Raw genomic sequence first — 19,755 nt, 5'->3', positions numbered from 1 at the left:
GTATAGAGTCGCCGACTCCAATATTCAGGAGGACCCCGCATGACGATTCCTTGCCGAAGCAACGCTGCCCGCTTCGTTTCCTTTCTGGCGCTGCCGTTGCTCTTCGCGCTTGCCGGTTGCAAGCCGGAAGCCCCCACGGCCACATCGGCAGCCTCGGCAGCCTCGGCGCCGGCCGGCCTGGTCGTTCCCGAGAAGCAGCAAGCCGAAAAGCTCAACGCCTACGTCGTGGCCTACAACAAGCTGCTGCAATGGCACAGCTTCGGCAAGATCCTGCGGGACTATCAGCGCGCCAACCCGAAGGTGGCCAAGCCGGGCGCCCCGCTCGACAGCTACAGGTTTGACGCTGGCGACGTCGACGACGCCTTGCGCGCGTTGGACAAGGCGATGGCCATGACGCAGCCCTTGCCTGCGCTGGACGAACCGGGCAAGGCGCTGAAGGCCGCGTTGGAGGCGGTCAACCCGTTGATCAAGGAGGCCGGCACTTACACGAGCACCAAGGAATACCTGAGCGACAAGGGCATCAAGGCGCGCCAGATGAATGCACCGCTGGTCGCTGCACTCGATGCGGCCGACAAGGCGGCGGTGGCCTTCGGCAACGCGCTGTCAGCGCAGACGCTCAAGCGGGACGAGGCCGAACTGGCCGCGCTCAAGCCCGGCACCGTCGGCTTTCACAAGCTGAAGGTGTCGCTGGAAACGCGCAAGCTTGCGGCTGCCGTGAGGCTCGCGCTCGAAGACAAACAGAACGTGCCTGCCATCGACGCCGCGCTGCAGGCCGTGAGCGCGGCCAACACCGAACTGGGCACGCTGCGCAAGGACCCGAACGCACCCCCCGCATGGGACCCTGTGTGCGCGATGTACAAGGAGAAGATCGACAGCCTGATCGGTGGCACGCGCACTTTGGTGGGCGCCATGAACGGCGGTTCTGGCAAGGCGGTTGCGGATGCCGCCAATCAGTGGTTCGACATGCGCAACAAGGCGGTCGACGCAGCGAACAGCTGCAGCGGTTGAGCTACGCACGCCCACAACGCCATGCTGCTCTACACAACCATCCAATCGGGTTTTCCTTCTACCGACATCGCCGACAAGGGCCACGTCGACGGTGCCGAAGCGGCCATCGCGCTGATCAGGTCGGTCGACTGGAAGGGTGTCATGACGACATGGTCCGAAACGCAGGAAGGGCCTTTGCCCGCCATCGTGTTCCTGGCCCCGGCCGCCAAGGCCGAGTTCTACGTCAGCCATGTGCCGATGGACGAGGCACCCTATGACGCGGTGCATTTCATGCAGACCGAAAAGACGGGTTGGTGGCGCTCACGGAAAACAGTGGTCACGGCAGAAGTGCATTCGCACCTTCTGCTCGCACAGTGCTTTGCCGACTGGGAAGCCGGACGCTGGGAGTCGCTGAAGCAGCGTCTGCGCGACCAGGGCGTGAACGCGATCGGCTGAGGCTGGGCCGCCTCATTGTCGATAGGGGCCGATGGGCGCCGACGGGCGCCGATGGCATCGTGAGCTCGGTCCGCGCAATCAGACGGCCAAGCTCGCACGGCGAGCAGCGTATGTCCTACACACGTGCTCGTCGCGCCAGCCGATGTTTGTGCCTTTCATTGCTCGGCCTTCGCGGGCATGCAAAGACACCCATGACGCACCCTGCCAAATTCCGACCCTATACACATGCTGCCGGTGGTTGGGGTTCCATCAAAGCCGTCACCACCAGCCTGCTGCGCGAGCACATCGCCATCAACGGCACCCGCGCGCTGCTGGCGCAGAACAAACCCGATGGCTTCGCTTGCGTGAGTTGCGCATGGGCCAAGTCCGCCCACCCCCACACGGCGGAGTTCTGCGAAGCCGGTGCCAAGGCCACCGCATGGGAGCTGACAAGCAAAAGATTGCCCGCGGCATTCTTCGCACAGCACACCGTCACGGAGCTTGCGCAGTGGACCGATCACGACCTGGAAGCGGGCGGCCGCCTCACAGTGCCCCTGCGATGGAACCGCGAGACCGACCACTACGAAGAGGTCAGCTGGAACGAGGCGTTCGAAGGCATCGGCGCCGAGCTGCGCCAGCTGCGCACCGACAACCGCGAATCGGTGGTGTTCTATGCATCGGGTCGCGCCTCATTGGAGACGAGCTACATGTACCAGCTGATGGCGCGGCTGTACGGCAACAACAACCTGCCCGACAGCTCCAACATGTGCCATGAAAGCACCTCGGTCGCGCTGCCACAGACCATTGGCGTGCCCGTGGGAACGGTGACGCTCGACGACTTCGAGCACACCGATGCGATCTTCATCTTCGGCCAGAACACCGCCGTGAGCAGCCCGCGCATGCTGCACCAGCTGCAGGACGCACGCAAACGCGGCGTGCCGATCGTGAGCTTCAACCCGCTCAGGGAACGGGGGCTGGAGGTTTTCGTCAACCCCCAGTCGCCGCTGGAGATGCTCACGCCCGCGCAGACCACCATCAGCACGCAGTACCTGCAGCTGAAGATCGGCGGTGACCTGGCCGCGATCACCGGCCTGTGCAAGGCGCTGGTCGCGATGGACGACGAGGCACAGCGCAGCGGCGGCACGCGCGTGCTGGCGGCCGACTTCATTGCGCAGCACACGCACGGCTTCGACGCCTTCGCCGATTCGGTTCGGGCGGCTTCATGGGCCGACATCGAAGGCGAATCAGGTCTTGCGCAGCAAGAAATCGAGGCGGCCGCACAAGTGTTCGCGCGCGCGAAGGCACTCATCGGCATCTACGGTATGGGCCTGACGCAGCACCGCAAGGGCGTGCAGAACGTTCAGATGGTCAGCAACCTGCTGTTGCTCGGCGGCCATATCGGCCGGCTGGGTGGCGGCATCTGCCCGGTGCGCGGGCATTCGAACGTGCAGGGCCAACGCACCGTCGGCATCAGCGAAAAGCCCGAGCTGGTGCCGCTGGACAAGCTGGCTTCGCTCTACGGCTTCGAGCCGCCGCGCAAGAAAGGCCTCAACACGGTGGAGGTGTGCGAAGGGCTGCTGGACGGCTCGGTGCGCGCGTTCATCGGGCTGGGTGGCAACTTTGTTCGCGCGGTGCCTGAAACGGGCTTGGTGGAAGCGGCCTGGCGCCGTCTGCGGTTGACTGTGCAGATCGCGACCAAGCTGAACCGAAGCCACCTCGTGCATGGCGAGGTGTCGTATGTGCTGCCGTGCCTCGGCCGCATCGAGATCGACCGCCAGGCCACGGGCGAGCAGACCGTGGCGGTCGAAGACTCGACCGGGTTCATGCATGCCTCCAAGGGCATGGCCGAACCGGCGGCGGCCACATTGCTGTCAGAGGCTGCCATCGTCGCCGGCATCGCCAAGGCGACGCTGCCGCCAAACGCGCTGGTGCCTTGGGATGCATGGGTGGGCGACTATGCCCTGGTGCGCGATGCCATCGAGGCGACCTGGCCCGACATATTCGGCGACTTCAACGCACGCTTTCGCACACCGGGCGGGTTCCAAAGGCCGGTGCCGGCGCGCCACCGCGTGTGGAAGACAAAGACGGGCAAGGCCAACTTCATGGCCTTCGACAGCATGGTGGCCGACCCCGACACGCCCGTCGCAGGCCCCGACGTTCTGCGCCTCATGACGCTGCGCAGCGACGACCAGTTCAACACCACCATCTACGGCATGGACGACAGGTTTCGCGGCGTTTACGGCACGCGCACGGTGCTGTTGATGAATACCGAGGACATCGCCAGGCTCGGCTTCAAGGAAGGCGACCTAGTTACTGCTGGCACGGCGGTGAACGACGGGCACGTGCGCGAGGTACACGGCCTGCGCGTGACGCCCTACGACATTCCGCGCGGCTGCGTTGGCGGCTACTACCCCGAATGCAATCCGCTGGTGCCACTGGCGCACCACGCCGAGCAAAGCAAGGTGCCGGCCTCCAAGTCGATTCCCGTGCGGCTGCGGGCCAGCGGCTTGCCGCCGCAATGAGCCCGAGCCGCATCGCGGATCAAATGAACGGCACCCCGCCCGTGACCGGCACCGTCGCGCCGGAGATGTAGCTCGCCTGGTCGGAGGCCAGCAGCACATACACCGCCTGCAACTCCGCCGGCTGACCCGGGCGTTTCATGGGCGTCTGCGTGCCGAAGTCTTTCACCTTGTCCGGCGGCAGCGTCGATGGGATCAAGGGCGTCCAGAACGGGCCAGGTGCCACGCAGTTGACACGGATTCCCTTCTCGGCGAGCAGTTGCGCCATGCCGCCCGACATGTTCTGGATGGCCCCTTTGGTGGCGGCGTAAGCCACCAGCGTCGCGTTGGGCTTGTCTGCATTGACCGACGCGGTGCTGATGATGGCGCTGCCCGGCTTCATGTGCGCAGAGGCGGCCTTGCAGAGAAAGAAGTTGGCGTAGACGTTGGTTCGAAACGTCTTGTCGAACTCTTGCTCCGTGATCTCGCTCAGGTCCTTGTGCGACATCTGAAAGGCGGCGTTGTTCACCAGAATGTCCAGCTTGCCAAAGCGCTCCATCGCCGTTTGCACCAGGCTGATGCAATGCGCTTCGCTGCAAATGTCGCCTGGTACCGGAACACAGATGCGCCCTTCGGCTTCGATGAGCCGTGCGGTGAACTGCGCGTCTGACTCCTCCTGCGGCAAATACGAGATGAGCACATCGGCCCCTTCGCGGGCAAACGCCAATGCCACGGCACGGCCGATTCCGCTGTCCCCGCCTGTGATCAGTGCGGCCTTGTTCCTGAGCTTGCCGGAGCCGACATAGGAGGTCTCGCCGAAGTCGGGCCGCGGGTTCATTTCTGACTCCAGACCCGGGGGAACCTGCTTCGGCGTATCGAATGGCGGCTGCGGGCCGGCTTGCATGGGATGGGTCATGGGTTTCTGGCCTCCGGAATGGGGTATGTACGAAGGGCTCTGACCATCATTCGTTGCCCTGGTGCTGGCGGTCCACCTCGGCCTCGGCTTCGAGCCAGTCCTGTGTCTCGTCGCCCGACTGGCCGCCACGACGTTCATACGCGGCATATGCCGCGCGCCGAATCGCTTCGTCGCGAGAAACCGGTTCGCCTGCCGGCACGTCAGGCCGGGGAGGGTCGGAGGGCACGTCGCTGGTGGTGGGAAGGGTTTCACCGCCGGAACCGCTGGGAAGGGTGCTCTTCATTTCATGCTCCTTGGTTGGTACCTGGGGGTTGGGTCGAAGCATTGCGTGTGCCGGGTTAGGCGCTTGCAACGTCATCGACCACCTTCAGCGTTCCGGCTTGGCCGCGTTTTTCTCGCGGGTTTCTTTCTCATGTTGGAGTCGGACAAACGCCGCGAATCTCGCGAAGGGTCCTTCGATGACTTCGCCCCGTGGGTTCCTGAGCACTCGTCAAAAGACCTTGTCGAGAAATAGAAACCGTCTACGCACCGATGGAAAGCCTATGCTGCTTGCGTATGTTCAACGACCTTCCAGAACTCGATTTGCCCCCCGGTTGGACGTGTTGGGTTGAACTGAAACAGAGCAGTGAAGGCGCCTGCTTCGGGAAAGCAGAATTGCGACAAGGCGCGGACACGCGGTGCGTGTTTGTCATTGCCCAGCAGCCCAACAGCGAAGCTGCGCTGGCACGTCTGAAAATTCGCGCTGATCATTTCGTCCACGAATGGGAAACGCGCGTTGCGAATGAACTGACAAAGTGGCGCTTGGGCGAATATGGAGAAAAAACATGCTCTCGCCTGCTGGTCGACAAGGCCTTCGTTCTCAGGCACTGGCCGCCCGGCTGGGCTGCGAGGTTCGCGAAACGGTGCCGTCGATGGGCTGGTCACAGCCCGCCGTGCTGGGGGCTGTGGGTGACCTCGCCAACCAGATAGCGGCCGCCGGCGGGCGTTGGAGTTCATCCGAGGGCGCGATGCTGTTCCCCTCATGGTCGACGCTCGAAGAGGTGCTTGAAGAGCTATTGGAGAAGCACCGCCTCAAGGACGCCTGACCGCTGTTTGCAGGTAGGGTGTGCGAGATGCGAGAAGAGGCTGCCGATCCACCGGCAGCCTCCCCTGCAGCAAAGGCTTCAAAACCGCATCAGATCTTCTTCAGTCTCGCGCCCTTGCAGCATTCCGCAAGTCGCGAATCTGGTCGTGGTTTTTCTGCGCGCCATCAGCTTGCCGTTGCACCACGGTGCGCACGTCGACCGGCAGGCTCTGCTTCAGCGCCTTGCGGTAGCGCGCGATGCCCGTGTCCTCGCCCCGCTCGCAAGACTCAAGAATGGAGAGCTCGCTGTCTGCGCCCACGCTGCCCTTCAACTGGAGCCAGCCTCGGTGCATGGCGCCCGCGGCCGTGCCGCCTGAGGCGGGCTCGCCGCCGTACTTGCGAACAAGCTGCATGAGCTCTTCGCCGGCTTGGCGGCAGCCTTCGGCACGGCTGAAGAACAACTGCTTGGCGTTGGCAGTCTCGACCTGCTCGGCACATGTGCGAAAGCCATATTCGCCGTCGCGGGCGTTCTCGAGCAGGTCGTTCAGCACGCTGACCACATCCTCGTTCGACAAGTCTTCGTGGCTCACGATGTCGCTGCCATTGGCCTGCTTGGCGTAGTAGGTTTCGTCGGCACGGTTCCATGCGGCCAGCGTGGCCGGGCGCGCCTGCTCCCACTCGAGGCCGGAGCTTGCGCGTCGGCTCGCCCATTCGGACGCCAGTTGTTGCTCGGCCCCTTCGAAGTCCGAACCGCGCGCCACGCGGCCCGACCAGCCCAGCTCGTAGGCCGGGCCGTAGTCGTCATAGGTTCGGCCGGCGTCGTAATAGGCCTCCTTCGTGTAGTTCTCTCGCCAGTAGGCTTCTTCCAGCGTGGGGTTGACGCCCTCGGCAACGGCCTTGCCACCCAGGCCACCGACGACAGCGCCAGCGACCAGCCCCACGACCGTGCCTACCGGGCCGACGACCGAGCCAGCCGCAGCCCCCGCGATAGCGCCACCGGTTGCGCCCACGCCCGTGCCCACGGGGTGGGCGCCGGGGGTTCCAGTGAGGGGGTCGCGGTTGGGTGAGCCTTGTTCGGTCAGCGTGTTGTTTGCCATCGTCGTCTCCTGTGAATGCCGTCGAACGCGTGAACGTTCTTCAAGATGAATCGGAACCCAGACTCTGGTGGGCGCTGTTCGCCCGGTGCGTCAGCGCTTCGATTGCGCGCGTGTAGGCCGCTCCGGTACGCGCCGTCGGACTTGGCGCACGAGCAGCAGACCGGCGGATCGTCAGCCCGTGAATCGACTTTCCCTTGATGCCCGGCCGACCGGCGCTGAAGGGCTTCGCGACAACGCTGCGCGGTCGCTGCAGGTTCGATCAACCCCAGAACAGGGCCTAACGAGGCACGAGCTCGCACGCCTTGCCTACAATCAACGCCTTCTGCGGCTCGCCGTGACACCCGCAACTCGCAAAGGCACCGCGTGCAAGACCACTATCTCGCCTTGGGCGTCAGCAGCAGCGCGAGTCAGGCGGACATCAAGACGGCCTACCGCCAGCAAGCCGCCCGGCACCATCCTGACCGCAACCCTGCGCCGGACGCTGCCACCCGTTTCCGTGCTGTTCAGGAGGCCTACGACATCCTCGGCGACAGAGGCAAGCGGGAGACTTATGACAACAACCGCAAGCGCAACCTGCTGGACGACCCACTGCAAACCGCGCGCGTTATCTGGGCAGACTATTTCCAACGGCTCATCTAGGTATCGATGCACGTATCCCCCTTTTTCCACAACCTGAACACCGCGTACCTGGCTGAACTCGACGACATGCGCCACGACTCCGAGGGGCATTTCGTGCTGGATCGGCGGCTGGCCGAGCGGCGCGGCGAGATCGCGTTTCTGGTTCACATGCTGGAGGTCGCGCCCGAAATGGTGGCAGTCGTGCTGCACAAGGCTTTCCACTTCACGTCAGCCCCGGCCATGGACCAGTTGCTCGCTTGCGAGCCCGAGGACCTGGCGGCGTGGGAGAGCCTGCGCAAGACCATCGACATCGCCCCATGGGCCAGGCCGACCGTGCAGCTGCTGCGCCAGCAGGCCGCCGGCGACCACTTTCTGAGCGTGGCTGCCGCGCTGGAGTACATGGTGGGCAGCCCCCGGCACGCGCCCGCCCATGCAAGCGACGAAGACGACAGCGAAAAAGACGCGACCAACGCCGACGACGACACGGACGACAGCCAGCCCCTGTCGGCCGACGACCTGGACGACGCCGATGGCCAGACCCGCGAGGACGCGCGCGCCGACTGGATGTCCGAACAGGGCTTCGACCGCAAAGACTGAGCAGACCGCCACGCAAGACACCCACAGCAATGAACCACCTCGCCCTGATCACCAAGACCCGCAGCCTGATTGCCGCAGGCGACATTGCCGGCGCCGAGTCCGCGCTCACCGAACTGGCGGACACCGAGGGCGACAGCGCGCTGATGGTGGTGCTCGACCAGCTGGAGCCCAAGGACATCCTCGCGGTGATGCGCGAGTACGACCCGTCCCGGGAGTCGGTCGTGAGCCTGCTGGTCACCCCGGCACAGTTCGCGCACGCCATCGTGATCGAGAAGCGCTACAAGGACCTGACCCACACGCACCTGCGCGGCATGGTGAACGCCATCGTCTTCAGGGAGGACGCGGACCCGGTGGCGTTCCTGACCGCCGTGGGCGATCTGGAGGGCGGCAGCGAAGCCATGGCCAACTACTTCGCCGAGAAATGGGCGCGCATCGAATCCTTCGCCCGCAGCGGGACCTTCGACACCGCGGAAGAAGACGGCGAGATGCTCTCCGAGACCGAGCTGCTGGCGTCGGCTTACGCCACCCCCAAAGTCCCGCTGGACGAGGTGGCCGACCAGGACTGGATGGAGCTGGCCTGGCGCATGCGCCACGAGTGCCCCGACCTCTTCACCGAGACCTTGCTGGTGCTGCGTGCCCAGGCACGCGCCCATGACCGCGGCGTGGGGGACGACGAAGAGGCCGTTGAAGACGAAGACACGCGCGTGGAAACCAGCGACACCGATCGGGGCAGCAGCACACCGGCGGCACGCGACGACGAGGAAGAGTCGGCGATCTGACGGCGCCAGCCACAGCGCCTGATTGCACGATGCCCGCGATGCCCTCGATGCCCACCCCCCACCACACCACCCCGGACGTCACCCCCCAGGCCGTCGCGCTGTTCGACGGGCGGCCCTTTTTTGAGAAGGCCCTGCAGCATGGCGTGCGCCACGGCATCATCGGGCCCGAGAAGCTGGCCGCCATTTGCCAGGAAGCGCCCAAGGGCATGGTGCAGATCGCGCGTTACTTCGGCACCGAATACCTGCGTCCCGACCTGGAGCGCGCCAGGGACAGGCTGATCAACCTGGTGAGCCTGTACCTGGAGCATTCGACTGGCGGCGACCTGGACCAGGCCGCCCAGTCGCTGCGGGACCACAGTCTGCTGTCGCGCTCCAAGGGCGGTTCGGACATGCTCAAGGCGCTGATCGCCATGCCCCAGAGCAGCCATTTCGGCATGCAGGCGCAGGGGGTCTTCGAGAACAAGCACATTCCGTTGCTCGCCAAGTGGTCGCTGCGCAGCCTGCACGAATACCAAGCCGAGCGTACCGCCCGCAGCCACGCGACCACCCTGGTGGAAGCTGCCGTCTGGATGGCAGCCCAGCTGGGTCTGGATGCCGATGACCTGGACGATGCCGGCAGAGATGCAGAAGCGGTGATCCGCACGGCGCTGCTGGTGCGCGCATGCCGACGCAGCGCCATGCCGGACTGGGCCGCATTCGAGAAGATGGTGCTGGGTCTGCGCAAGAAATATGCGCCACGAGCCGATGGCCAGGCGACGCCGGTACCCATGAGCTTGCCCAGAGATCTGCCGGCCTCCTACCGAGAGGTGGTGCAGTCGGTGCAGGCCTCTGTCATGCAGGACATGCCAAGGATCCTGGATGCCACGCTCCACGTGTACAAACTCTTCGACCAGACGCCGGCCTTTTTGGGCCGCTATTTCTGGTTCGAAGACACCATGGCCGACCTGGACCATCTCGAGCGCAGCAACAGCGTCTTGTGGGAGAAGGCCACAGAGGGCCACACCGACGACAGTTCGCTGTTGACACTGTTCCTGCGCATCGGCACGCACGGCAAACACACCACGCTGCTCACCAAAAAGACCGCCGCCAGCCTGGTCAAGAAGATCCGGACATCGGGCCTCGATACCGATCTGCCCCGGCAGTTTGTGCTGCAGCACGCCCCCGTTCAGCTGCAGGGCGACTACCTGCAACTGTGGAACGACTTCGTCGAAGAGGCCGAGCCCGTTCTGCGCAGCGACCGGGTTCAAGCCACCGAGGATGCGCTGGCGCTGCTGCACCGAGAGTGCAACATCGTCGGGTAGGCCAAAAGCGAAGTCGCCGGTGGACGGTAACCGGCGTGGCGCCGAGCCGCGGCACGTGCCGAGCACGACAAGTGTGCGCAGGGCCTGGAGCCGTAAGTCACGGCATTCCCAGCACCTGATCTGCTACCAGGCCTGCGCCGGCAGCGGACGGTGAGCCTGTCGCTGCCCAGGCATACCGATCGCTCTGCCATCTCGACAACGCCAAAACGCATCAGGGAATCTACGGATATATGATTCCCCGAATGGTCTTGATTGCGTGCAGTTTTTGTATACAAATAACGCACTCGAAAGACGGCGCGAAATTTGCGTCAAAAAACGGGTCCCGCACACCTACCCACTCGCACGAGGAAAGACCATGAGCACAGTCGTCAGCCAGGCCCCCGCGGGGGCAAGCGAAGCCGGCATTGCGCCGCACGCGAACTCAAACGCCCTCATCAAGCCCGGCTACCACCCGCGCCTGACCAACGAGGACCTCGCGCCGCTGAAAAAACAGACCTGGGGCCAATACAACATCTTCGCGTTCTGGATGTCCGACGTGCACAGCGTGGGCGGCTACATCACCGCCGGCAGCCTGTTCGCGCTGGGGCTGTCGAGCTGGCAGGTGCTGGTGTCGCTGCTGGTGGGCATCGTGATCGTGCAGTTCTTCTGCAACCTGGTGGCCAAGCCCAGCCAGGTGACGGGCGTGCCCTACCCGGTGGTGTGCCGCGCGTCCTTCGGGGTGCTGGGCGCCAACATTCCGGCCATCATTCGCGGGCTGATCGCGGTGGCCTGGTACGGCGTGCAGACCTATCTGGCGTCGGCCGCATTCATGGTGCTGGCGCTGCACATGGCGCCCAGCCTCGCGCCGTATGCCGACGTGGCGCAGCACGGCTTCGTGGGCCTGTCCACGCTCGGCTGGGTCGCGTTCATGGTCATGTGGGTGCTGCAGGCCTTCGTGTTCTGGCACGGCATGGAAGCCATTCGCAAGTTCATCGACTGGGCCGGCCCGGCCGTGTACGTGGTGATGGCCGTGCTGTGCGGCTGGCTGGTGTGGAAGGCCGGCTGGAGCAAGATCGACCTGAACCTGGGCGGCATCAAGTTCCAGGGCTGGGACGCGCTGCCAGTGATGCTCTCGGCCATTGCGCTGGTGGTGAGCTACTTCAGCGGGCCGATGCTCAACTTCGGCGACTTCTCGCGCTACGGCAAGAGCTTCGAGGCTGTGAAGAAGGGCAACTTCTGGGGCCTGCCGATCAACTTCGTGTTCTTCTCGCTGCTGACGGTCGTCACCACGGCGGCCACGCTGCCCGTGTTTGGAGAGCTCATCACCGATCCGGTGCACACCGTGGGCAAGATCGACAGCACCACCGCGGTGGTGCTGGGCGCGCTGACTTTCATGATCGCCACCGTGGGCATCAACATCGTGGCCAACTTCGTCTCGCCGGCCTTCGACTTTTCCAACGTGGCGCCGCAGCACATCAGCTGGCGCACGGGCGGCATGATTGCCGCGGTGGGCTCTGTGTTTCTCACGCCCTGGAACCTCTACAACAGCCCCGAGGTCATTCACTACACGCTGGACGTGCTGGGCTCGTTCATCGGCCCGCTGTTCGGCATCTTGATTGCCGACTACTACTACGTGCGCAAGCAGCGCATCGACGTGGACGCGCTCTACACCATGAGCACCAAGGGCGAGTACTGGTACAGCGGCGGCTACAACCCGAAGGCGATCATGGCGCTGGTGCCCTCGGCGCTGGTGCCCATTGTTTGCGTGATGGTGCCGACGCTGCGCGGCGCCGCCAACTACGCGTGGTTCATCGGCATGGGCCTGGGCTTTGTGCTGTACCTGCTGGTGAACCAGAACCGCAAGACTTGAACTGAAAAGAACGAAAGGGACCGCGCCGTGCGCATCAAGATCATCAACCCCAACACCACGTGGAGCATGACCGAGAAGATCGGCGCCTGCGCCCGCGCGGTGGCGCACCCCGGCACCGAGATCATTGCCGTGAGCCCGGCCATGGGGCCGGTCTCCATCGAGAGCCACTACGACGAGGCACTGGCCGTGCCGGGCCTGCTGCAGGAGATTGCGGCGGGCGAGCGCGAGGGCATCGACGGCTACGTGATCGCCTGCTTCGGCGACCCCGGCCTGAAGGCCGCGCGCGAACTGGCCCGCGGCCCGGTGGTGGGCATTGCCGAGGCGGCCATGCACCTGGCCAGCATGGTCGGCAGCCGCTTCAGCGTGGTCACCACGCTGGGCCGCACCATGGGCCAGGCCTGGCACCTGGCCGAGGTGTATGGCATGGAGCGCTTCTGCGCCAACGTGCGCGCCTGCGAGCTGCCGGTGCTCGAGCTCGAAGAGCCCGGCTCCAACGCCCGCGAGCGCATCGTGCAGGAGTGCCGCATTGCGCTGGAGCAGGACGGCTCCGACTGCATCGTGCTCGGCTGCGCCGGCATGACCGACCTGTGCGCGCACATCGAAGGCCTGCTCGGCGTGCCGGTGATCGACGGCGTGGCCGCAGGCACCAAGCTCATCGAGTCGCTGGTCACCCTGAAACTGCGCACCAGCAAGCGCGGGGAGCTGGCCAGGCCGCTGCCCAAGACCATGGTGGGTGCGCTGCAGGGGTTCACGCTCTCGGCCCCACCGGCCGGCTAGGCCACAATCCGCGCATGCCCCGCGCCAGTTCCAAATCTCTCAAGACTCCGTCCAGCCTTGCCGCGCCCACGCCCGTGGAGGCGGCGGCCGCAGCCGGCGCGGCGCCCGCCGACAAGAACAGCTCCATCGAGAGCATTGCCAACGACATTGCCACCGCCATCGTCGAAAAGCGCCTGCCCCCCGGCACCTGGCTGCGCGAAGAGGCGCTGGGCCGGGTGTATTCGGTGAGCCGCACCAAGGTGCGCGCCGCGCTGCTGATGCTGTCGAAGGACAAGCTCATCGAGATGATTCCCGACAAGGGCGCCTTCGTCTGCCAGCCCACGGTGGCCGAAGCGCGCGAGGTGTTCGCGGTGCGCCGCATTCTGGAGAGCGAGGTGGTGCGCCTGTTCATTGCCGCCGCCCGCCCGCGTGACTACCAGCTGCTGGAGCAGCACATCAAGTTCGAGCGCACCGCGCTGCGCCAGACCACCACCACCGGCACGGTGCGCGAGAAGCTGCTGGGCGACTTCCATGTGGCGCTGGCCGAGGCCACCGGCAACCACACGCTGGCCGAACTGGTGCGCGAACTGGTGGCGCGCAGCTCGCTCATTGCCATGCTGTACCACTCGTCGAACGACCCGCATTGCTCGTCGGACGAGCATGCCGAGTTTCTGCGCCTGTGCCGCAAGGGCGAGGTGCAAGGCGCCGTGGCCCACATGACCGAGCATTTGGTACGCATCGAGGCCAGCCTGGACCTGGAGGCCGGCCAGCCCGACCGGCAGCTCGACCTGGTGAAGGCGCTGCTCGCCTGAAGGCCGCAGGCCGGCGCGACTGTCACACACCCACGTCATGCTCGAAGCCAACCGGTTCCACAGCATCCTGCGCAGGCGGCACCGTTGAACCCACCTTCCAGCATGCCCCGGCAACCTCGGCCCAGCGACGCGGCTGCTCCGTACCCCACCATCACGGCCTTCTTTCAGCCCATCGTGGACCTGCGGCACGGCACGGTCTTCGGCCATGAGGCGCTGGTTCGCGGGCCCGCCAACACGGCACTGCACACACCTGAGGCGCTGTTTGCGCTGGCCGCCAGCGAGTCGCGGCTGACCGAGTTCGAGCTGCACTGCGCGCAGACCGTCTTCGCCGAATGGGGCCGCCTGACCGCGCCGGGCCGGCTTTTCGTCAACCTGAGCCCCGACGCGCTCACCGCGGCCATGGGCGGCGTGGGCTCGGCCTGCTGGCTCGCGCGCATGCTCGCGCAGAACGACATCTCGGCGCGCGACGTCACGGTCGAGCTCACGGAGCACGCGGCCAGCGGCCCCGCCGAGGGGCTGGCGCGCGCGGTGCAGGCGCTGCACGCCATGGGCGCGCGCCTGGCGCTGGACGACTTCGGCGAAGCGCACTCCAACCTGCGGCGCTGGCGCGAGCTTCGCCCCGACATGGTGAAGCTCGACAAGCAGCTCACACGCGGCATTGCCGGCAGCCCGCAGAGCGTGGAGCTGGTGCGCGCCATCGTCGGCTTCAGCCATGCCCTGGGCACCGAGCTCATTGCCGAAGGCGTGGAAGACGCCAAAGACCTGCGCGTGCTGCGCGACCTGGGCATTGCCCACGGCCAGGGCTTTTTGCTCGGCCAGCCGGCGCCCACGCTGCAGCCGACCCTGCCCGCGCCCGTGGCCAAGGTCATTCGGGACACGCGCATCGCGGTCATGCCGTATGCCACCCAGCCTTCGCAGCCGAACGTGCTGCGCAGCCTGTCGGTCATTCAGGCGCCGGCGCTCAGCCCGCAGACGCCCGTGGACGAGGTCTCGGCCATCTTTCAGCAGCACCCCGACCTGCATGCGCTGGCCGTGGTCGACAAGGGGCGGCCCGTGGCGCTGATCAACCGCCAGGCGTTCATGAACGACTACGCGCGGCTGTACTTCCGCGAGGTGCATGGCCGGCGGCCCTGCCTGTCGTACGGCAGCGAGTCGCCCCGCATCGTGGAGCGCGAGGACAACGTGGAGAGCCTGCTGGGCATCCTGATGTCGAAAGACCAACGCTACCTGAGCGAAGGCTTCATCGTCACCGAGCAGAAGCGCTATGTGGGCCTGGGCACCGGCCACCAGCTGGTGCGCGCGGTGACGGAGGCGCGCATCGAGGCCGCGCGGCATGCCAACCCGCTGACCTTTTTGCCGGGGAACATTCCCATCAACATTCACATCGAGCGCCTGCTGGACAGCGGCGCCGACTTTGTTGCCTGCTACGCCGACCTGAACAACTTCAAGGTGTTCAACGACCACTACGGCTACTGGCGCGGCGACGAAATGATCTTGCTGCTTGCGCGCACGGCCGTGCAGCATGCCGACCCGCACCGCGACCTTGTGGGCCACATCGGCGGGGACGACTTTCTGCTGCTGTTCCAAAGCCCCGACTGGCACGCGCGCTGCGCCCGCGTGATTGCCGAGTTCAACCACCAGGCGCGCGACCTGTACGACGATGCCGCCCGCGAGTCCGGCGGCATCGAGGCCGAAGACCGCCAGGGCGTGATGCGGTTCACGCCGCTCACCACGCTGGCCATTGGCGCGGTGCGCATACCGCCGGGCATGTTCAGGCACGCCGAAGACGTGGCCAGCGAGGCCGCCATCGCCAAGCACGAGGCAAAACAGGCGCCTTCGGGGCTGACGGTGCGCGAGGCACGGGCGCAGGCCTAGGCGCGGGTGCAGGCGTTGGTGCAGACACGGGCACTGCCGGCCTGATCCTTGCATCGGTGCGCCCTGCACCAGCGTGCACGCTTCCTCGGGTTTTCCTGAAGCGATTGTGTCCATAAACTGTATACAGTTTCGCGTACACGATGTGTGGGCGCTGCATCGAATCGCTCCGCCCACGCCTTCTCTCTCACTGGAGATACACGATGACGGTCGACGCTTCCCCTCAGCTCTCCACGGTGCACCCCGTGGACCAGCGCCTTCCCACCGGCAAGCTCGCGGCCCTGGGCCTGCAGCACGTGCTGGTGATGTATGCGGGTGCCGTCGCGGTGCCGCTCATCGTGGGGCGCGCGCTCAAGCTCTCGCCCGACGAGGTCGCCCTGCTCATCTCCGCCGACCTGTTCTGCTGCGGCATTGCCACGCTGATTCAGGCGCTGGGCGCCACGCAGTTCTTCGGCATCAAGCTGCCCGTGATGATGGGCGTGACCTTTGCATCGGTCGCGCCGATGGTGGCCATTGCCAACGCCAACCCGGGGCAGAACGGTGCGCAGTTGCTCTTCGGCGCCATCATTGGCGCGGGGGTCGTGTCGATACTGATCGCGCCGCTCGTGAGCCGCATGCTGCGGTTCTTTCCGCCGGTGGTCACCGGCACCATCATCACTGTCATCGGCATCAGCCTGATGCGCGTGGGCATCAACTGGATCTTCGGCAACCCCGTGGGCCCGACCGCGCCCGCGCTGGTCGACCCGGTGTACGCCAGGTGGCTGGCCGAGGTCACCTCGCCCGGCAGCTCCATACCGGCCGTGCCCAAGGGCTTTGCCATCATGCCCACCGTGCCCAACCCCAAGTACGCGGACCTCTCGGGCTTTGGCGTGGCCGCGCTGGTGCTGGTGTCGATTCTGCTGATCGTGAAGTACGCCAAGGGCTTCGTCGCCAACATCTCGGTGCTGCTGGGCATCGTCATCGGCGCCGTGGTGGCGTCTGTTACCGGCCTCATGACCTACGAGAAGGTGGGCAAGGCCGCATGGGTCGACGTGGTGCTGCCGTTTCACTTCGGCATGCCGCAGTTCGACCCCATCCTCATCCTCACCATGACGCTCATCATGATCGTGGTGATGATCGAGTCGACCGGCATGTTCCTCGCGCTGGGCGAAATGACCGAACGCAAGATCAGCCAGAAAGACCTGGCCCGCGGCCTGCGCACCGACGGCCTGGGCACGCTCATTGGCGGCATCTTCAACACCTTTCCGTACACCAGCTTCTCGCAGAACGTGGGGCTGGTGGCCGTTACCGGCATCAAGAGCCGCTACGTGTGCGTGGCCGGCGGGCTGATTCTCATCGTGCTGGGGCTGTTGCCCAAGATGGCGGCGCTGGTGGAGTCATTGCCCACCGTGGTGCTGGGCGGCGCGGGCCTGGTGATGTTCGGCATGGTGGCCGCCACGGGCATCCGCATTTTGTCGGGCGTGGACTTCAAGACCAACCGGCACAACGCGATGATCGTGGCGGTGGCCATCGGCGTGGGCATGATCCCGCTGATTGCGCCCAACTTCAAGCAGTGGATGCCGCACGCGATTCACTCGCTGATCGAGTCCGGCATCTTGCTGGCGTCGATCGTGGCGGTGCTGTTGAACCTGTTCCTCAATGGCGCGAAGCACGACGAGCAGGCCGTCATTGCCGCGGCCAAGCAGGCCGAGGCACATTGAGTTTTTTCTAGATCATCGCCAGCGGCGTCTTGCGCCGTGGCGGTGGATGCAGGCGGTCCAGCGCCGCAAGGGTCGCCGCATCGAGCTGCAGTTCGGCGGCGGCCAGGTTCTGCTTCAGGTGCGCGCTGCGCACCGCCTTCGGAATCGCCACCACACCGGGCCGCGCCATCACCGCGGCCAGCGCCAGTTGCGCGGCCGTCACGCCGAGCCTGGCGGCCAATTCGCCCAGCCCCTTGTCGTGCGCCAGCGCGCCCTGATCGATCGGGCTGTAGGCCATCAACGGCATGCCGCGTTCGCGCTGCCACGGCAGCAGGCTGAACTCCGGGCCGCGCTCGCCGAGCGACAGGTACACCTGGTTGGCCGCGCAGGCCGGGCCGTCGCCCACGCACTGCGCCAGTTCCTGCATGTCGTCGGTGTCGAAGTTGCTCACGCCCCAGTGCGCGATGCGCCCGTCGGCCAGCAGCGCGTGCATGGCCGCGACGGTCTCGTGCAGCGGATGGTTCCCACGCCAGTGCAGCAGATAGAGATCGATGGCGTCCAGCCCCAGGCGCTTCAGGCTGCGCTCGCAGGCCTCGCGCGTGCCGCGCCGGCTGGCGTTGTGCGGGTAGACCTTGCTGACGACGAAAAGCGCTTCGCGCCGCACGTCGCCCGCGCGCAGCGCCTCGCCGATGGCCTGGCCCACCACTGTCTCGGCGCCGCCTTCGCCGTACATCTCGGCGGTGTCGATGAGGCGGTAGCCCAGCGCGATGGCGTCGCGCACGGCCTTGACCTCGGCCGTGCGCTGGTCGGCGTTTTCGCCCATGCGCCAGGTGCCGAGGCCCAGGACCGGCATCTCGCCGCCGGTGGGGAGTGAGAGTGTTCGCATCGGCCCATGGTACGGGCCATGCAGTGCCGTGTCAGCCGGCCCACAACGGCAGCCACACCGTCACGCGCAGGCCGCGGCCTTGCACACCCTCGCCCAGCGCCACGCGCCCGCCGTGCTGGTCCAGCACCGCCTTGACAATCGCCAGCCCCAGCCCGCTGCCCGACTGCGTCTGGTCCGGGTTGCGAAAGAAGCGGTCGAACACGCGCGCATGCAAGGCCGGCGGAATGCCCGGGCCCTGGTCGGTCACGCACAGCACGGCCTCGCCAAGCGCCTGTGTCACCCGCACGGTGACCGTGCCGCCGTCGGGGCTGTACTTGATGGCGTTCTCCACCACGTTGCTCACCATCGAGATCAGGCTTTCGGGCTCGCCGAATACCTGCATGCCGGCCTCACCAACACCCGAGACATCCGCGACATCCGCGACAAAGTCGATCGCAATGCCGCGCGCCTGCGCCAAGCTCTCGACCAGCGCAATGCGCCCCTGCACCAGCTCGCCAAGGTTCAGCGCCACCGGCTTCGCGTTGTTCGGCATCTCGTCGCTGCGCATCAGCTGCTGCAGCTGCCGCACCAGCCGGGACGCGCGGTCGTTGCTGCGCAGCAGGTTGGCCATCAGTTCGCGCTGGCCTGCGTCGGCGGTCTGCGCCTTCAGCGCTTGCACGTTCAGGCGCATGGCATCGAGTGGCGTGCGCAATTCGTTCGCCGCGTCGGCAATCAGCCCGCGCTCGCGCGCATTGCGTTCGCGCAGGCTGCGCAGCAGTCCGTTGATGCCGCGCACCAGCGGCTGCAGTTCCTTGTGCGGCGACTCGAAGGACAGCGGCGTCAGGTCGGCCGGGCCGCGCGTGGCCGTCTCGCGCGTCACCTGCCGCCACGGCCGCAGCGCCAGCAGCACCGACAGCCATGCGGGAAACACCAGAAACGGCAGGCTGATCCCCAGCGGCAGCAGGTAGTAGCTGCGGTTGTCAATGGTGAAGTTCAGGTGCAGAAAACGCGGCTCGGCCAGCATCACCAGCGTGTCGTGCAGCGGCGAGGCCATGGTGCGCGCCTGCCACACGCGCTGGCCGATGCGAACCTTCTCCACCCGCCCCAGCACCGACGTATGAATGGCCGGCAGGCCCGCCTCGGAGTTGTAGACCAGCCGGCCGTGCTGCCACACCTGCATGACCGGTGCCTTGTCGTCGCTGGAGTCGAAGTCGCCGGAGGTCTCCAGCAATGCCATGTCGAAGGCCTTTAGGGTCTCCTGCTGCCGATCGGGCTCGCCCGCCAGGTTCTGCGCTGCTGCGATGACGCCAGCAAAGACCTTGTCGTAGCGCAGCAGCTCCGAGAGCTTGTTGGAGTCGTACAGAAACAGCGCCACCGTGGCGCTCCACAGCAGCGCGACCACCACCGTCTGCGCGAGCAGCAGGCGCCGCAAAAGCGAAGGCTGGAGCCAGCGTTTTGCACGCGGGACGAACGCCTTTGCGAAAACGGTGAAGAGGTTCATGGGTCTGCGGGCCACTGAAGCCGGGTGGCACCGGGCAGCACCGGGTGGTGCTGGCTGACGCCGGGTCGTGCGTCGCTGGCGCACGGAGTATCTGCGCGCGCAGGGCTGCGGCATTCAGAAAATCTTCATG

Annotated in this window: 19 protein-coding genes; 13 read left to right on the top strand and 6 right to left on the bottom strand. The window is 65.9% G+C overall.

Features of this window, described 5'->3' with window-relative positions; all coding sequences use genetic code 11:
• Positions 1-39 precede the first annotated feature (39 nt).
• From VLK31_RS23015 to VLK31_RS23005, 3 genes are all read left to right on the top strand, one after another.
• Entirely contained in the window at positions 40-1,008 is a 969-nt protein-coding gene (locus tag VLK31_RS23015) for a DUF3829 domain-containing protein (protein WP_409170774.1), read from the top strand.
• Positions 1,009-1,029: 21 nt separating this feature from the next.
• On the top strand, positions 1,030-1,443 hold the full coding sequence (locus VLK31_RS23010) for a hypothetical protein (RefSeq protein WP_409170773.1): 414 nt from the start codon (positions 1,030-1,032) through the stop codon (positions 1,441-1,443).
• A 191-nt stretch (positions 1,444-1,634) separates the two neighbouring features.
• Positions 1,635-3,944, top strand: coding sequence for an FdhF/YdeP family oxidoreductase (locus VLK31_RS23005; RefSeq protein ID WP_409170772.1), 2,310 nt, complete (start codon positions 1,635-1,637; stop codon positions 3,942-3,944).
• 19 nt (positions 3,945-3,963) lie between these two features.
• On the opposite strand, the gene VLK31_RS23000 is transcribed toward VLK31_RS23005, so the two are convergent.
• The 3 genes from VLK31_RS23000 to VLK31_RS22990 all read right to left on the bottom strand — a co-directional run bounded on the left by VLK31_RS23000 (position 3,964) and on the right by VLK31_RS22990 (position 5,595).
• On the bottom strand, positions 3,964-4,836 hold the full coding sequence (locus VLK31_RS23000; RefSeq protein ID WP_409170771.1) for an SDR family oxidoreductase: 873 nt from the start codon (positions 4,834-4,836) through the stop codon (positions 3,964-3,966).
• A 46-nt stretch (positions 4,837-4,882) separates the two neighbouring features.
• Positions 4,883-5,119, bottom strand: a complete 237-nt coding sequence (locus VLK31_RS22995) for a DUF2934 domain-containing protein (RefSeq protein ID WP_409170770.1) — start codon at positions 5,117-5,119, stop codon at positions 4,883-4,885.
• 257 nt (positions 5,120-5,376) lie between these two features.
• The gene (locus VLK31_RS22990) at positions 5,377-5,595 is read right to left on the bottom strand and encodes a hypothetical protein (RefSeq protein WP_409170769.1); all 219 of its coding nucleotides are present in this window, start codon (positions 5,593-5,595) and stop codon (positions 5,377-5,379) included.
• Between the two features lie 65 nt (positions 5,596-5,660).
• Here VLK31_RS22990 and VLK31_RS22985 point away from each other — a divergent pair, with 65 nt between their 5' ends.
• Positions 5,661-5,921, top strand: coding sequence for a hypothetical protein (locus tag VLK31_RS22985; RefSeq protein ID WP_409170768.1), 261 nt, complete (start codon positions 5,661-5,663; stop codon positions 5,919-5,921).
• Between the two features lie 100 nt (positions 5,922-6,021).
• Here VLK31_RS22985 and VLK31_RS22980 read toward each other — a convergent pair whose 3' ends face one another.
• Positions 6,022-6,996 carry a ferritin-like domain-containing protein gene (locus tag VLK31_RS22980; protein WP_409170767.1) on the bottom strand — a complete coding sequence of 325 codons (975 nt, stop codon included), beginning with the start codon at positions 6,994-6,996 and terminating at the stop codon, positions 6,022-6,024.
• 363 nt (positions 6,997-7,359) lie between these two features.
• Here VLK31_RS22980 and VLK31_RS22975 point away from each other — a divergent pair, with 363 nt between their 5' ends.
• The 9 genes from VLK31_RS22975 (at position 7,360) to VLK31_RS22935 (ending at position 17,280) form a co-directional block, all read left to right on the top strand.
• Positions 7,360-7,635 (top strand): DnaJ domain-containing protein, encoded by a 276-nt coding sequence (locus tag VLK31_RS22975; RefSeq protein WP_409170766.1) that lies wholly within the window; start codon positions 7,360-7,362, stop codon positions 7,633-7,635.
• Between the two features lie 6 nt (positions 7,636-7,641).
• The gene (locus VLK31_RS22970) at positions 7,642-8,211 is read left to right on the top strand and encodes a hypothetical protein (protein ID WP_409170765.1); all 570 of its coding nucleotides are present in this window, start codon (positions 7,642-7,644) and stop codon (positions 8,209-8,211) included.
• Positions 8,212-8,240: 29 nt separating this feature from the next.
• Positions 8,241-8,990, top strand: coding sequence for a hypothetical protein (locus VLK31_RS22965; RefSeq protein WP_409170764.1), 750 nt, complete (start codon positions 8,241-8,243; stop codon positions 8,988-8,990).
• Positions 8,991-9,037: 47 nt separating this feature from the next.
• Entirely contained in the window at positions 9,038-10,291 is a 1,254-nt protein-coding gene (locus tag VLK31_RS22960; RefSeq protein WP_409170763.1) for a hypothetical protein, read from the top strand.
• 355 nt (positions 10,292-10,646) lie between these two features.
• Positions 10,647-12,140, top strand: a complete 1,494-nt coding sequence (locus VLK31_RS22955) for an NCS1 family nucleobase:cation symporter-1 (RefSeq protein WP_409170762.1) — start codon at positions 10,647-10,649, stop codon at positions 12,138-12,140.
• Positions 12,141-12,167: 27 nt separating this feature from the next.
• Entirely contained in the window at positions 12,168-12,917 is a 750-nt protein-coding gene (locus VLK31_RS22950) for an aspartate/glutamate racemase family protein (RefSeq protein ID WP_409170761.1), read from the top strand.
• 14 nt (positions 12,918-12,931) lie between these two features.
• Complete coding sequence (locus VLK31_RS22945; RefSeq protein ID WP_409170760.1) at positions 12,932-13,708, top strand: GntR family transcriptional regulator; 777 nt, start codon at positions 12,932-12,934, stop codon at positions 13,706-13,708.
• Between the two features lie 102 nt (positions 13,709-13,810).
• The gene (locus VLK31_RS22940) at positions 13,811-15,583 is read left to right on the top strand and encodes an EAL domain-containing protein (protein WP_409170759.1); all 1,773 of its coding nucleotides are present in this window, start codon (positions 13,811-13,813) and stop codon (positions 15,581-15,583) included.
• Between the two features lie 200 nt (positions 15,584-15,783).
• Positions 15,784-17,280 (top strand): nucleobase:cation symporter-2 family protein, encoded by a 1,497-nt coding sequence (locus tag VLK31_RS22935; protein WP_409170758.1) that lies wholly within the window; start codon positions 15,784-15,786, stop codon positions 17,278-17,280.
• Between the two features lie 7 nt (positions 17,281-17,287).
• On the opposite strand, the gene VLK31_RS22930 is transcribed toward VLK31_RS22935, so the two are convergent.
• Together VLK31_RS22930 and VLK31_RS22925 are read right to left on the bottom strand one after the other, a co-directional pair.
• Entirely contained in the window at positions 17,288-18,145 is an 858-nt protein-coding gene (locus tag VLK31_RS22930) for an aldo/keto reductase (protein ID WP_409170757.1), read from the bottom strand.
• 31 nt (positions 18,146-18,176) lie between these two features.
• On the bottom strand, positions 18,177-19,625 hold the full coding sequence (locus VLK31_RS22925) for a sensor histidine kinase (RefSeq protein WP_409170756.1): 1,449 nt from the start codon (positions 19,623-19,625) through the stop codon (positions 18,177-18,179).
• Positions 19,626-19,755: the final 130 nt, after the last annotated feature.

It is taken from the genome of Variovorax sp. H27-G14, from assembly GCF_046156345.1.
Taxonomy (GTDB): domain Bacteria; phylum Pseudomonadota; class Gammaproteobacteria; order Burkholderiales; family Burkholderiaceae_C; genus Variovorax.
The sequence above is the reverse complement of the archived record's forward strand: the minus strand, read 5'-3'. Positions and strand labels throughout refer to the sequence as shown.